13 protein-coding genes and 2 pseudogenes are annotated in these 12,653 nt (G+C 69.1%); 8 read left to right on the top strand and 7 right to left on the bottom strand.

The genetic code is table 11. The features are described 5' to 3' along the window. Window positions 1-876 (top strand): annotated as a pseudogene (locus K8V84_RS19405) (hypothetical protein); the annotation flags it as partial. Window positions 877-894: 18 nt separating this feature from the next. On the opposite strand, the gene K8V84_RS19400 reads toward K8V84_RS19405, so the two are convergent. After that, window positions 895-1,692: a Sir2 family NAD-dependent protein deacetylase gene (locus K8V84_RS19400; RefSeq protein ID WP_304076995.1), complete on the bottom strand. Its 798-nt coding sequence runs from the start codon at window positions 1,690-1,692 to the stop codon at window positions 895-897. A 166-nt stretch (window positions 1,693-1,858) separates the two neighbouring features. On the opposite strand from K8V84_RS19400, the gene K8V84_RS19395 reads away from it, so the two are divergent. After that, window positions 1,859-2,737 carry a sulfotransferase gene (locus K8V84_RS19395; protein ID WP_304076991.1) on the top strand — a complete coding sequence of 293 codons (879 nt, stop codon included), beginning with the start codon at window positions 1,859-1,861 and terminating at the stop codon, window positions 2,735-2,737. On the opposite strand, the gene K8V84_RS19390 is transcribed toward K8V84_RS19395, so the two are convergent. Next, complete coding sequence (locus K8V84_RS19390; protein ID WP_304076987.1) at window positions 2,728-3,327, bottom strand: TetR/AcrR family transcriptional regulator; 600 nt, start codon at window positions 3,325-3,327, stop codon at window positions 2,728-2,730. The two genes, K8V84_RS19395 and K8V84_RS19390, sit on opposite strands and share 10 nt — an antisense overlap. Window positions 3,328-3,331: 4 nt before the next feature. Here K8V84_RS19390 and K8V84_RS19385 point away from each other — a divergent pair. Next, a pseudogene (locus tag K8V84_RS19385) lies at window positions 3,332-3,781 on the top strand (EamA family transporter); the annotation flags it as partial. Here the strand turns inward: K8V84_RS19385 and K8V84_RS19380 are convergent. Next, window positions 3,761-4,264 carry a RidA family protein gene (locus K8V84_RS19380; RefSeq protein ID WP_304076984.1) on the bottom strand — a complete coding sequence of 168 codons (504 nt, stop codon included), beginning with the start codon at window positions 4,262-4,264 and terminating at the stop codon, window positions 3,761-3,763. The pseudogene K8V84_RS19385 and the gene K8V84_RS19380 sit on opposite strands and share 21 nt — an antisense overlap. A gap of 83 nt (window positions 4,265-4,347) precedes the next feature. On the opposite strand from K8V84_RS19380, the gene K8V84_RS19375 reads away from it, so the two are divergent. Further along, window positions 4,348-4,503, top strand: a complete 156-nt coding sequence (locus K8V84_RS19375; RefSeq protein ID WP_304076982.1) for a hypothetical protein — start codon at window positions 4,348-4,350, stop codon at window positions 4,501-4,503. A 12-nt stretch (window positions 4,504-4,515) separates the two neighbouring features. On the opposite strand, the gene K8V84_RS19370 is transcribed toward K8V84_RS19375, so the two are convergent. Next, a complete protein-coding gene (locus tag K8V84_RS19370) occupies window positions 4,516-5,340 on the bottom strand; it encodes an aldo/keto reductase (protein WP_304076980.1) in 825 nt (274 codons plus the stop codon). Between the two features lie 220 nt (window positions 5,341-5,560). On the opposite strand from K8V84_RS19370, the gene K8V84_RS19365 reads away from it, so the two are divergent. From K8V84_RS19365 to K8V84_RS19350, 4 genes are all read left to right on the top strand, one after another. Then, entirely contained in the window at window positions 5,561-6,718 is a 1,158-nt protein-coding gene (locus K8V84_RS19365; RefSeq protein WP_304076978.1) for a CdaR family transcriptional regulator, read from the top strand. Between the two features lie 96 nt (window positions 6,719-6,814). Further along, window positions 6,815-8,026 (top strand): cytochrome P450, encoded by a 1,212-nt coding sequence (locus K8V84_RS19360; protein ID WP_304076976.1) that lies wholly within the window; start codon window positions 6,815-6,817, stop codon window positions 8,024-8,026. A gap of 139 nt (window positions 8,027-8,165) precedes the next feature. After that, window positions 8,166-8,759, top strand: coding sequence for a Dps family protein (locus tag K8V84_RS19355; protein WP_304076975.1), 594 nt, complete (start codon window positions 8,166-8,168; stop codon window positions 8,757-8,759). A gap of 225 nt (window positions 8,760-8,984) precedes the next feature. Beyond that, window positions 8,985-10,145, top strand: a complete 1,161-nt coding sequence (locus K8V84_RS19350) for an iron-containing alcohol dehydrogenase (protein WP_304076972.1) — start codon at window positions 8,985-8,987, stop codon at window positions 10,143-10,145. Window positions 10,146-10,233: 88 nt separating this feature from the next. On the opposite strand, the gene K8V84_RS19345 is transcribed toward K8V84_RS19350, so the two are convergent. The 3 genes from K8V84_RS19345 to K8V84_RS19335 form a co-directional block, all read right to left on the bottom strand. Next, a complete protein-coding gene (locus K8V84_RS19345) occupies window positions 10,234-11,106 on the bottom strand; it encodes an ABC transporter permease (protein WP_304076969.1) in 873 nt (290 codons plus the stop codon). Continuing rightward, window positions 11,099-11,869 carry an ABC transporter ATP-binding protein gene (locus K8V84_RS19340; protein ID WP_304076966.1) on the bottom strand — a complete coding sequence of 257 codons (771 nt, stop codon included), beginning with the start codon at window positions 11,867-11,869 and terminating at the stop codon, window positions 11,099-11,101. The genes K8V84_RS19345 and K8V84_RS19340 overlap by 8 nt, the downstream gene beginning before the upstream one ends. Window positions 11,870-12,009: 140 nt before the next feature. After that, the coding region (locus K8V84_RS19335; RefSeq protein ID WP_304076963.1) for an ABC transporter substrate-binding protein at window positions 12,010-12,653 on the bottom strand (644 nt) is incomplete at its 5' end.

Raw genomic sequence — 12,653 nt, 5'->3', positions numbered from 1 at the left:
CCGATCGCCATACGGGAGGCCTGCTACACGGCGAACCTGATCACCCTGTTGGTCCTGCTCGCCGAGGGGCCGGTCCCCTTGCCGAAGCTTTTCTCCGAATCGAACGACCCCTGGCACTCCTGGCGCAAGGTGGTGTCACTGTGGCGCGGCCTTCCGGCCTCCCAGTGGTTCGGGATCCTGGAGACGATGCGGATCCGGCATTTGGGCTTCTGGGCCGGGGTGGACGCGGTCACGGTCCTGGATCGGGAGTCCGGTGGTCCACTCAATGTGGGTGAGAGCGTCGGGTTCGAGTTGCGCGGGGACATCGACGTGCAACCGTTCATCACCGACCCCTACCAGGTCGAGGTCCCGGCCGGGACGGTCGCGCACCAGATGCTGCGGTCCCTGGCCCTGCAGGCCAACGGAACGGGTTCGCGCATGGCGCTGATCCTTTCCCCCTACCTGAAGTATGTCTCCCATGACCTGGGCACCTGGTACGTGGACGGTGAGGAGCGTTCTTGGATAGAGGCGCACGAAGTCCTCAAATTGCGGCTCACGACTGTGGACCAGCTGTCCATACCCGAGGTCGAGGATCGGTTGAGGGCCTATGAGCATCTTCTTTTCAAGGGAAAGCTAGATTCCGTCACAGTACTGACCCTGCACCAAGTCATGGAAGATCTTCGTGCGTGGCCGCCCCATCTCGGATCTCGAATCCGGAAGAAGCTGAAGTCGAAGGTTCGGGAATCGCTGAACTCGGGCATCCAGACGACCGGCGCCGCTCCGGCCGTCCGAGAATCTTTTCAACGCCTGCATGGAGAGATCCTCACCTATTTGGACCAGGATGCGAACGGCGAACTCGACGCATTGAGCGGCGACCTATACTTCGAGATCTTCTGACGGTCCCCCGGGGCGTGTTCAACCGGCCAGGGCCCTTTTGATGAGGGCGGGGACGACCTGGCCGATGGGGTCGTGCAGCACGGCACCGGCGTAGTCGTCGTAGGGGGTGGGTTCGGCGTTGATGATGCCCAGGGCGGAGCGGGACATCATGGCGACGTCGCACAGCCCCGCGACCGGGTGCACCGTCAGGGACGTACCGATGGCCAGGAACACGTCACAGTCGCGGGCGGCCTCGGCGGCGCTCTCGATGACCTCGGGGTTCAGTCGCTGACCGAAGGAGATGGTGTCGGACTTTTGGATCCCTCCGCACACCACGCACCGGGGGTCGGACTCGTCGTCGAGGCGGGCGAGCACGGCGGCGCTGGGTGTGCGCAGCCCGCATGCCATGCACATCACCCGGAGCATGGTGCCGTGCACCTCGATGACCTGCTCGTCGGGGACCCCCGCACGCTGGTGCAGGCCGTCGATGTTCTGGGTGATGAGGGCGCGCAACCTGCCCGAGGCGGACAGGTCGGCCAGGGCTCGGTGCGCGTCGTTGGGTTCGGCCTTCCACACGCTGTGGGCACGGCGGGACAGCCAGACCTCGCGGCGTACGTTGATGTCGCCCATGTAGCAGTCGATGTCCGACAACGCCTGGGCGTCGGGGTCGTTGGTCCACAACCCGTGGGGGCCGCGGTAGTCGGGGATTCCGGAGTCGGTGGACACCCCCGCGCCGGTCAGGACGGTGATGCCTCGCGCGGAGGCGAGGAGTTCGGCGGCGTGCTCGAACCCCTCGGGGTCGGCGAAGCTCGCGGTGTCGTCGGTCATCGAGGCCATACCCCATTCTTACAGCGCCCGCGATCCCCCTTTCGCACGGCCTGCCCGCGAGCTGCGGGCCCGACCGGGAACCGAGGTCGTACTCTCAGGTACGTGTGGGGCGGGTGGTCGCATTGCCCCACCGATGCGCACGAGGGGGGCAAAGGGTGCCAAAATGCACACAATCATGAAGCAGTCCTACATTCTCGTGGTCAACGGGACCAAGGTCCAACGCCCGGTGTTCGTGCTGGGCGCCCCCCACTCCGGGGTTCCGCTGATCGCCCGTGCCCTGTCCCGCGCGCCCGGCTTCCACATGGGAGCCGGCTCCTCCGGGGTGCTCAACACCGTCTACGCGGTGGCCAGGCGCCCCTCCCTCGCCTCGGAGAAGGCCTCGGCCACCGCGAGCCTGTTCCGGGAGGCCTACGCGGAGGCCTGGCAGCTCACCCCCCTGACCTGCCCGAAGTGCCCGGGCCCGTACGCCCGGGTGCCCGCGAACACGGCGTCGGAGCCGTGCGAGCACAGCTCCGACGTGCGTCGCTACGGCGACGCCAGCCCCGACCTGCTCTACAGCGCGAACGCCCTGCAGTCGGCCTTCTCCGACGCCCTGTTCGTGCAGATCATTCGCGATGGCCGTGACGTCGTCGCGGACATGCTGGAGGACGAGCGATCGTTGGCCTGGCTCAAACCCAGTTTCATGAAGCTGGAGCACGAGTTCCCCAACCACTTCTTCGGGCTGGAGGAGGAATCGGACCTGGAGCGGTTCACCGAGGGGTCTTCGGCCACCAAGTGCGCGATGCGGTGGCGGGGCGCGGTGCGCATGTCCGCCGCGTTGCGCCGCGAGATCGGCGCCGAACAACTGTTGACGTTGCGCTACGAGGACGTGCGGGGCGGCGAGGTGGGGACCGCGGAGAAACTGCGCGGGTTCACCGGGGCTCGGGTGTCGGCCAGTGAACTGCTGAGCGACGACTCGGGGGTGGGCTCGTGGAAGGAACGGTTGTCCCGCCGGGACCACGGTGACGTGCACGAAGTGGCCCGCAACGAGCTGTCCCGCCTGGGTTACCTCTGATCGAGGCCGTCCGCCCCATGTGCGCGGAGCAGGGTACGGGCGGCCTCCTTCACGGTGTGCGCGGCGTCGGTGATCCCGGTAACGTTGCGGGCGACCACCGCCCCTTCGTGGAGCATGACGAGGGTGTCGGCCAGGGCGTCGGGGCCGCCGGCCCCGGTCCGCGCGACCAGGTCCCGGTACAGCTCCCGTAGCCAGTGCTTCTGTTCCTCGGCCACTGCGCGGCCGGGATGTTCGGGGTCGGAGAGTTCGGCGTAGGCGTTGACCATGGCGCAGCCGCGTTCGTTCTCCCGGTCCATCCGCTCGTCCAGGGCGGCGAAGGTGGCGGCGATCCGGTCGGTGGGCGGGTCGTGCGCCTCCACCCGTGATGTGAGGAAGTCGCGCCACCGTTGGTCGCGGGCCCGCAGGTAGGCGACGACCAGGCGCTGTTTGGACCCGAAGCGGTCGTAGATGGTCTTCTTGGTGACCCCGGCCTCCTCGGCGATCAGTTCCATGCCGACGACGTTGATGCCCCGGCTGTAGAAGAGCTCGGAGGCGACCTCCAGGACCCGACGGGCGGCGGGTGTGAGCGGGCGCTGTTCGGTGGTGTGCACGACGTCTCCCTGGTGGGCCTACCTGTTGCCGTTGGGGGCGATGCTGTCGCTGGTGGCCGCCACCCTGGTGGAGCGTCGGACCCGACCCGGCGGGAACCTGGTCGAGGCGTTGGCCGTGCAGTGCTCGGTGAGCGCGGTGCTGTTCGTGGGTCTGGCCTCGGTGACCGGCAGCCTCGCCCCACCCGTGGAGCCGGGGTTCTGGGCGGCGGTGGCCTGGGTGGTGGTGCCGTCCACCCTGGGCGGGTACGGGTTGTACCGGGTCAACCTGGCGCGCACCGGCGTGGCCCGGGTCTCGGCGCTGCTCTACCTCACCCCGCCCACCACGATGCTGTGGACCTGGTCGATGTTCGGCGACCCCGTGGGCCCGGGCGCCCTGGCCGGCCTGGGTGTGCGCCTGATGGCGGTGTGGCTGGTGCGGTCGGGGCCGACCCGTTCAGGAACGGGTCCGGTCTGAGAGACCACCGGGTGCGTCGACCTCCTTCACGAGTTCGTGGGGGACACGCTCCCGCTGTTCGCCGTCGTCGTGGCCGTCGGGCACCACGGCCACGCACTCCAGTTCCACCTTGGCCCCCACCGTCAGCAGTTCGGTGACGCCCACGACCGACATCGGCGGGTAGTGACGGCCCATGTGGCGACGGTAGACCGAACCGAGCGTCTTGAGGTTGACCCGGTAGACGTCGACCGAGGTGGTGTACACGCGCATGCTCACGACATGGGTCGGTTCGGCGCCGGCCGCGCGCAGCGCCTCGGCCATGTTGGCCAACGCCTGGTCGAACTGCTGCACCACGGAGTCCCCGGTGATGACACCGTCACTGCGAAGCGAGGTCTGGCCGCCCACGTACACGGTGCGGCCTCGGGCCACCACGAGCGCGTGCGCGTAGCCGACGGGGTCGGACAGACTCAGCGGGTTGACGATCTCGTGTGTTGTGCGTTCCATCCGTCGCCCTTCCAGGTGATCAAGCGCCCACGAGCCGGGGAACCCCCTGTGGGGACCACCGGACGTGCGGCTACGATGAGTGCATGATCTCTACAGTGCTGTCCGTCCTGGCCCTGATCGTCGTGGTCGGGATCTTCCTCTCGATCTTCGTCGGTGGCGCCGTCTACGTCGCGCGGACCCGCCGTAACGGCACCGAGGCCCTGCTGGCCGGCGCCCGAAAGGTGCGCGAGCTGCGCTGAGACCGGCCGGCCTCAGCCCTCCAGGGTCTGGGGGTCGGGACCGAAACGGCGCCCCTCGTCGAGGCCCCCGATGCGTTCCATCGCCTCCCGCGACAGCTCGAAGTCGAACACCTCGAAGTTGGAGCGGATGCGCTCGGGCGTCACCGACTTGGGGATGACCACGTTGCCCAACTGAATGTGCCACCGCAGCAGGACCTGCGCGGTGGTCCGTTCGTACTCCCGGGCGATCTCCACGATGAGCGGGTGTTCCAGCAACCGCCCCGAGCCCAACGGACTCCACGCCTCGGTGACGATGTTGTGCTCGGCGTCGAAGGCGCGCAGTTCGGCCTGGGCCAGTAGCGGGTGCAGCTCGATCTGGTTGACCATGGGGGCGATCCCGCCCTCCTTCAGGACACGTTCCAGGTGCGAGGGGTGGAAGTTGCACACCCCGATCGAACGCGCCCGACCCTCGGAGTAAAGGCGTTCCATCGCCTTCCACGTGGACACGTACAGGTCGTGCCCGGGTTGGGGCCAGTGCACGAGGTAGAGATCGACCACGTCCGTTCCCAGACGTTCGGCGCTGGCGTCGAAGGCGCGCAGGGTGCGGTCGTAGCCGTGGTCGGGGTTGGCGACCTTGGTGGTGACGAACACGTCGTCCCGCGCCAGACCGGAACGGCGCAACGCCTCTCCCACCCCGGCCTCGTTGCCGTAGGAGGCCGCGGTGTCGATGCTGCGGTATCCGACGGCCAGGGCTTCCAGGACCGCCTCGGTCACGGCGTCGTCGGGCACCTGCCACACGCCGAAGCCCAGCTGCGGCATGCGAAGCCCATTGTTCAGTGTGATGGCGGGAACCGTCATCGTCCTCATCCCCCGTCGGCCCGACCGGCCGGTCGCCGTGTACGTCGTCCTTGTTCCCCGTCTTCGTGGCCTGTTCGGCCACTGTGCGCATACTGCCATGTCGGCCCGGGTGCGAACCTGAGGCTGCGCCGCTGTTGGTCCGGCTTTTGCCCGGATGGCCGGACCCGGCCACGGGCGGGTGGGGGCGATATTCTGCCCGCCCGAACCCGGGAGGGGACGAATGGGACACGAGGAGCGGCTGCGGGTCAGCACGGAACTCGGGCGGGACCGTGGCGCGCTGGTCGAGCGGATCGTCACCGAGGTGTACGCGGAGGTGCCCGCGTACCGGGCGCTGCACGCCTCGCAACTGGCGGAGGTTCGGGCGATCACGTCGTGGTTGGTCACCCGCTCGATGGAGTTGTGGGTGCGCGGCGCGGACCGACTTCCGGAGGAGGACGTGGAGCGGCTGCGGGGCATCGGTCGGGCGCGCGCCGCCGACGGCCGGTCCATCGGCGCGGTGGTGCGCGCGCACCGGGTCGGGTCGGCCGCCGCGGTGCGGATCATCCGGGAACGGGCGGGCGATCGACTCGACACCGACGACGTGTTCGCTCTGGGCGAACTCTGGCTGATCTCCCTCGACCAGATCTCCGAGAGCCTGTCCCAGGGTCACGTCGAGGCCGCCGACCGTCTCGACGCCGATCGGGAACGGGCCCGCCGCGCCCTGCTCGACGACCTGCTCATCGGCCGCCAGTCCTCCCCCGGCGCGATCCGCGACCGGGCGCGCACGTTGGGCATCACGCCACCCGACCCGGCTGTGCTGGTGGTGGTCGAACCCGACGGAGGGATGGGCGCGACCGTGGCGACCGGCCTGGAACTGCTGCGGGAGGTGGGCGACGCGGACCCACTGGTGACCACGCGTTCGGGCCGGGTGGTGGTACTGGTCGCGGCCCAGGACGCCGCGCGCGTGAGCGCCGCGATGGTGGAACGGGGCCTGCGGGGATGCGCGTTGGCCCCGCGCGCGCTCGGCGACATGTCGGCGGCCTACCGGCTGGCGGACGGTGCCCTGGAGGCCGCGCCACCCCACGCCCTGGGCGACGACGGCCTACTGCGAGAAGCCGACGCCTGTGTGCTCGCCCTGCTCAACGGCGGCGGCGTCACCCCGGCCACGGTGCGCAGCACGGTCCTGGGTCCACTGCTCAACCTCGAACACCGGCACCTGCTGGATACCCTGGGCGCCTACTTCCGGTCCGGGGCGGCCACCATCGCCGCCGACGAGCTGCACGTGCACGCCCAGACCCTGCGCTACCGGCTGCGTCGGATCCGTGAACTGACCGGACACGATCCGCATCGTCCCTGGCCGCGGTTTGTGCTGGAGACCGCCTGTGCCATCGCGCCCTGAGCCCGCCGCGCCCCGGCCGGAGCCGGGGTGCGGAAGGCGGAACGGGTGGGTAGGAACCGTGCGGCACGACCACCCCCCGCCCGAGGAAGGCCCACGATGACCACCACTCCTCCGCCCCTGCACGGCCCCGAGTTCGAGGCCGACCCTCACCCCGCATACCGGTGGTTGCGCGAGAACGAGCCCGTGCACCGGGTGGACCTGCCCGGCGGCGCGTGGGCGTGGGTGGTGACCCGCTACGGTGACGCTCGCGAGGTGCTCGCCGACCCCGAGATGCTCAAGGACCCTCTGGCGGGTGAGGAGACCTGGTTCAAGGCCGGGTTGGGCCTGCCCTACGACCACCGTGACAGCCTGCGGCGCAGCATGGTGAACGTGGACTCCCCCGACCACGCGCGACTTCGTCGGGTGGCGGGCGCCGCCTTCACGCCCAGGCGTGTGCGGGCGCTGGAGGAGAGCGCCGAACGGGTCACCGCCCGTCTGTTGGACGCGTTGGTCGCCTCTTCCGACCCCGATCTGGTGCGCGACCTGGCCTATCCGCTACCGATCGCGATCATCTGCGACGTTCTCGGGGTGCCCGAGACCGACCGGTCCGAGTTCCACCGTCAGGCCGCGGTGATCGACTCCTCGTCCTACGAAGAGATCGAGGCGATCGCCGCTACGACCGACTGGTTCGACTCCTACCTGGGGTCGTTGGTGGACGCCCGACTGGCCGAACCGACCGACGACCTTCTCAACGACCTCGTACAGGCGCACCGCGCCGGGGACCTCACCCGCGACGAGGTGACCTCCACCGCGTTCCTGCTGTTGGTGGCCGGACACGAGACGACCGTGGCGCTGATCGGCAACATGTTGCTGACCCTGTTGCGCCACCCCGACCTGTGGGAACGCGTCCGCGACGATCGGTCCCTGCTCGGCCCGGCGATCGAGGAGTCGCTGCGGTTGGAGAGCCCGCTGCAGAACGCGACCTGGAGGTTCCCCGCCCGGCCCACCACCGTGGGCGGGGTTCGGCTGGAGGCGGGCGAACCCGTTCTGGTGTCGCTGTTGGCCGCCGGGCGTGACCCGGAGCGGTACGAGGATCCTGACACCTTCGACCTCGAACGGGGCTCCTCCCATCTCTCCTTCGGGCACGGGGCGCACTTTTGCGTCGGGGCGCAACTGGCGCGGATGGAGGCACGGGTCGCGGTGGGCGCGGTCCTGGACCGTCTGTCCGGGCCGCGGCTCCGAGTCCCCGAATCCGAGCTGCGCTGGTGGCCGAGCATGATCATGCACGGGTTGTTCGCGCTGCCGGTGACCTTCGACCCGGGCCGGTAGGGCGTGTTCCGGCCGGCCGGGTAAAGCCTTGCCCCACCATGGGGTGCCGTTTCTCCGGTGACAACGATCGGTGTCCGAGACTGGCAGGCGGAGCGTGTCCACACTCGTTCCGCCAACGACTCGCAAGGGGGGATCGGTCGTGACGACCGCCGATCAGCGCACGAACACACCCAAGCCGCGCAGCAGCCAGCCGTGGCTCCATCAGCGGGGTGAGGAGATCCAGCAGTTCGGGACGGTCCGCCAACTTCCGGTCGGGTTGTCCTACGACACCCGGATGTACTCGTGTCAGCGACTCAACCAGGTCCTGTGCGACACCCGCATCCTGCACGACCTCTACAAGAAGCACCACTGGCTGATGCGCGGTCAGACCTTCTACCAGCTGCACCTGCTCATGGACAAGCACGCCGACGAACAGCTGGAGCTGATCGACACCGTCGCCGAGCGTGTCCAGACCCTGGGCGGCGTGGCCGTGGGCGACCCCCGGCACGTCGCGGAGATCACGAATGTCCCGCGTCCGCCGAACGGGGTCGAGGAGGTCCCGGCGATGCTCTCCCGTCTGTTGGAGGCGCACGAGACCGTCCTGGAGGAGGCCCACGACGCGGCCGCGCGCGTGCAGGAGCTGGGTGACGACGGCACCAACGACGTGCTGGTCTCGGACGTGATCCGCACCAACGAACTGGAGGCGTGGTTCGTGGCCGAACACCTGGTGGACACCCCGCTGGTGAACGGCTGATCCGCACGGACCGTCAGGGGGCCGGGCGCCGTGACGGCGCCCGGCCCCCTTCGTCGTGGTCAGCAGGGGCGAAGGCGCGCGCCGAGATCGCGGTCCGGAAACGGACCGCGTCTTGGAGGAATCGAACGGGTCGAGAGGGTAGGTAACGGGGCGTTGATCCGTGCCTCGTCGGTGATCCCGGTCGGGGTACCAAGCCCGTACTCCCGACCCCCGGAGGTACTCGACGTGCCCGCTTCACTGGCCCTGCCCCGTGTTCTACGCGTGGGTGCGGGGGCCTCGACCGAACTGGCCGAGGTCCTGGACTCATTCGGCCTGTCCCGTCCCCTGTTGGTGACCGACCCCTTCGTCGCCTCCCGACCCTTCTTCCACGAGATCCTGAGCCGGTTGGAGCGGGCCGGGATCTCACCCGGGGTTTTCACCGGAACCGTGCCCGACCCCACCACCGAGGTGGTGGACGCGGGGGTTCGGGCTCTGCGGGAGAGCGACTTCGACTCGTTGGTGGGAGTGGGCGGCGGTAGCCCCATCGACACCGCCAAGGCCGTCGCCCTGCTCGGCGCGCACGGTGGTCGTATGCGCGACTACAAGGCTCCGGTGGTCACCGACACGCCCGCCCTTCCGGTGGTCGCGGTGCCGACCACCGCGGGCACGGGCTCGGAGTCGACCCGCTACAGCATCATCACCGACGTGGAGACCGACGAGAAGATGCTGTGCTCGGGTCTGGCGATGCTGCCGCGGGCGGCGCTCGTCGACTTCGAACTGACCCTGGAGATGCCGGCCCGGCTGACCGCCGACACCGGGGTGGACGCCTTGACCCACGCCATCGAGGCGTACGTGAGCACCAAGGCCAACCCGCTCTCGGACGGCCTGGCCCGGGAGGCGATGCGCACGCTCTTCGCCCACCTGCGGTCGGTGTACGCCGACCCCGCGGACCGGACCGCCCGGGAGGCGGTCATGGTGGGCGCGACCCAGGCCGGTATGGCCTTCTCCAATTCCAGTGTGGCCCTGGTGCACGGGATGAGCCGGCCGATCGGCGCGCACTTCAAGGTGGCGCACGGGTTGTCCAACGCGATGTTGTTGCCGACGGTCACGGAGTTCTCGGTGGGTTCGGCGCCGGAACGCTACGCCGACTGTGCTCGGGCGATGGGGATGGCGGCGCCGGGCAGCACGGACGGTGAGGCCACCGGGGCGCTGGTGTGGGAGTTGCGGCTGCTCAACGAGGAACTGGAGGTGCCCTCCCCTCGCGGTCACGGAATCGACGCGGAGCGTTGGTGGGAGCTGGCGCCGTTGATGGCGCGGCAGGCGTTGGCGTCGGGGTCGCCGGGGAACAACCCGCGGGTGCCCACCGCCGAGGAGGTCGTGGAGCTGTACCACGCCGCCTACGGCTGATCCCGGCCGCGATGGTGGCCCCTGAGCACCACCCTCGACGTGATGGGGGCCGCGCACGCACGGCGCGGCCCCCATCTCCTTGGCCCTGTTACTGGGTGATGCCCCACCTGCGGCGCAGGGAACGGTCGGCCCAGTTGAAGAACACGTCGATGAGGATCCCGATCACCAGCACGATGACGATGTAGCTGAGCAGGCGTTCGGCGTCGTTGAGCTGGCGCGCCTGGCTCAGCGCCCACCCGATCGAGTTCTGCTGGTTGATGATCACCAGCAGCTCACCCGCCATCAGGGACCGCCAGGCGAACGCCCAGCCCTGTTTGAGCCCGGTGACGAACATCGGCAGCGCGGCGGGGATGATCAGCAGCCGGTACCGCTGTGCCCCGCGCAATCCCATGACCTTGCCGGCGCGCAGCAGCGACGGCTGTACGTAGTCGATACCCGAGGTCAGACCACCCGCGATCGAGGGTGCGGCGCCCAGGATGATCACGAACATGATCGCGGACTCGCTGATGCCGTACAGCAGCATCGCGAAGGGGAACCACACGATCGACGGCATGGTCTGCAAGCCGGTGATGAGCGAGCCGATCGCCACCCGCAACGGCTTGAACTGCGACACCGCCAGACCGATGACCACGCCCACGGCCAGGGCCAGCGCGAAGCCGATGAAGGCCCGCCGCATGGTGACCCGTACGGCCTCCCAGAACTCGGGGGTGGTGATCTCACCGAAGAGGGTGGGCAGGACCCGGTCGGGGCCGGGGAAGACCCATTCGGAACGCCAGCCGCTCCACACCACGGCCTGCCAGGCCAACAGCACCAGGGCGACGGCGGCGAGCTTGGGCCAGGTGGCCGCCCAGATCCTGCCCGCGGTCTCGGCCGCGCTCCGTTCGTCGGTGCCGCGTTCGGGCCGCAGTTCCAGGGCGTCCAGGCCTTGGACCGCGCCGCCCCTGTTCTGGGTCTCAGGCATGGCGTGAGACCTCCTCGCGGAGTCGATCGGTGATGGCGGCGGCCTGTTCGGCGATCAGGGCGGAGTCGATGCGGCGAGGGCGTTCACCCTCCACCTCGAACTCGGAGATGATGCGCCCGGGACGACTGGACAGCAACACGACCCGATCGCCCAGACGCACCGCCTCACGCACGTTGTGGGTGACGAACATGATGGTCAGGGACTTCTCCCGCCAGATCCGTTCCAGTTCGTCGTGGAGGATGTCACGGGTCATGGCGTCCAGCGCGCCGAAGGGTTCGTCCATGAGCAGGACGTCGGCGTCCTGGGCCAGGGCCCGGGCCAGGGCCACGCGTTGCCGCATGCCGCCGGAGAGTTCGTGGGGACGCTTGCGTTCCAGTCCGGTCAGTCGCACCAGGTCCAGGAGTTCGGCCACGCGCCTGCGGCGTTCGGCCTTGGGAACCTTGTTGACCTTCATCGGGATCTCGATGTTGGCCCCGACCGTGAGCCAGGGGAAGAGCGCGGCCTCCTGGAACATCATGGCCACACGGTGCCCGCCCACGTCCACGCTGCCGGTGGTGGGGTCCTCCAGGCCCGCGACGAGGGAGAGCAGGGTGCTCTTGCCGCACCCGGAGGCGCCCAGGATGGCCAGGAACTCGCCCTCCCCCACGTGGACGGACATCCCGTCGATGGCGGTGACCGCGCCACCGCCGCGTCCGAACACCTTGGAGATGTCGTCGATCCGCACGGCATCGGTGTCGGTGCGGGGCTCGGTGATGGTGCTCATTGTTTCCCTTCGCCTTCCAGACCCACCGGGCCGGCGGAGACGACTCTCGGTGGGTTCGGGCGGACACGCATGTCGGGGGTCCTTCGAGGTCTGAAGCGGTACGAACAAACTCTACTTAAGAAGTAGGTTTTGTGAAAGCACTAGAAGCCCTCGACCTCCTCGCGCCCTTCCTCGGCGAGGATCTCGTTGAGCGGTTCGAGCGAGTAGATCCCCTCCAGCTCCACCGGGTCGAGCAGACCGACGGCCTCGGCGTGCTCGGCGCCGCCCCGCAGCGAGGGGGCGATGGGGTCGACGGTGAAGGAGACGTTGTCGAAGGCGGAGGCGACGACCTCCGGGGAGAGGTCTCCGCCGGTGAGGGACTCCAGATGGGCGAGGGTCGCCTCCTGGGCCTCCTCGGAGTTGTCGTTCATCCAGTCGACCGTCTCGACGTGGCCGCGCAGCAGATCCCGGACGGTGTCGGGGTTCTCCTCCAGGAATTCGGCGTTGACGATCAGGTTGGTGGTGACGAACTGACCATCGGTCTCCGGCCACAGGTCCTTCTCGTCGACGAGGAGTTCGGCGCCTTGCTCCAGGACCAGACGGCTCAGGTGCGGCTCGGGCACCCACGCCCCATCGATCTCACCGAGCGCGAAGGTGTCGATGATCTCGGCGTTGTCCTGCGGCAGGATGGACAGCTCGCCACCGCCCTCGGTGTCGATGTCCCACCCCTGCTCCTCGGCGAACCAGCGCAGCGCCACGTCCTGGGTGTTGCCCAACTGGGGCGTGGAGATGGTGCGACCGGGCA

The sequence above is a fragment of the Nocardiopsis listeri genome (genome assembly GCF_020741345.1).
In the GTDB taxonomy this organism is placed as follows: Bacteria; Actinomycetota; Actinomycetes; order Streptosporangiales; family Streptosporangiaceae; genus Nocardiopsis; species Nocardiopsis listeri_A.
Note: the sequence above shows the minus strand (reverse complement) of the source record. Positions and strands in the feature narration are given on the sequence as shown.

Bases quoted from the DNA above. Each gene is read 5' to 3' on its own strand.
- K8V84_RS19400 (WP_304076995.1), bottom strand. From the start codon at position 1,692: ATGGCCTCGATGACCGACGACACCGCGAGCTTCGCCGACCCCGAGGGG.
- K8V84_RS19395 (WP_304076991.1), top strand. From the start codon at position 1,859: ATGAAGCAGTCCTACATTCTCGTGGTCAACGGGACCAAGGTCCAACGC.
- K8V84_RS19380 (WP_304076984.1), bottom strand. From the start codon at position 4,264: ATGGAACGCACAACACACGAGATCGTCAACCCGCTGAGTCTGTCCGAC.
- K8V84_RS19375 (WP_304076982.1), top strand. From the start codon at position 4,348: ATGATCTCTACAGTGCTGTCCGTCCTGGCCCTGATCGTCGTGGTCGGG.
- K8V84_RS19370 (WP_304076980.1), bottom strand. From the start codon at position 5,340: ATGACGGTTCCCGCCATCACACTGAACAATGGGCTTCGCATGCCGCAG.
- K8V84_RS19365 (WP_304076978.1), top strand. From the start codon at position 5,561: ATGGGACACGAGGAGCGGCTGCGGGTCAGCACGGAACTCGGGCGGGAC.
- K8V84_RS19360 (WP_304076976.1), top strand. From the start codon at position 6,815: ATGACCACCACTCCTCCGCCCCTGCACGGCCCCGAGTTCGAGGCCGAC.
- K8V84_RS19345 (WP_304076969.1), bottom strand. From the start codon at position 11,106: ATGCCTGAGACCCAGAACAGGGGCGGCGCGGTCCAAGGCCTGGACGCC.
- K8V84_RS19340 (WP_304076966.1), bottom strand. From the start codon at position 11,869: ATGAGCACCATCACCGAGCCCCGCACCGACACCGATGCCGTGCGGATC.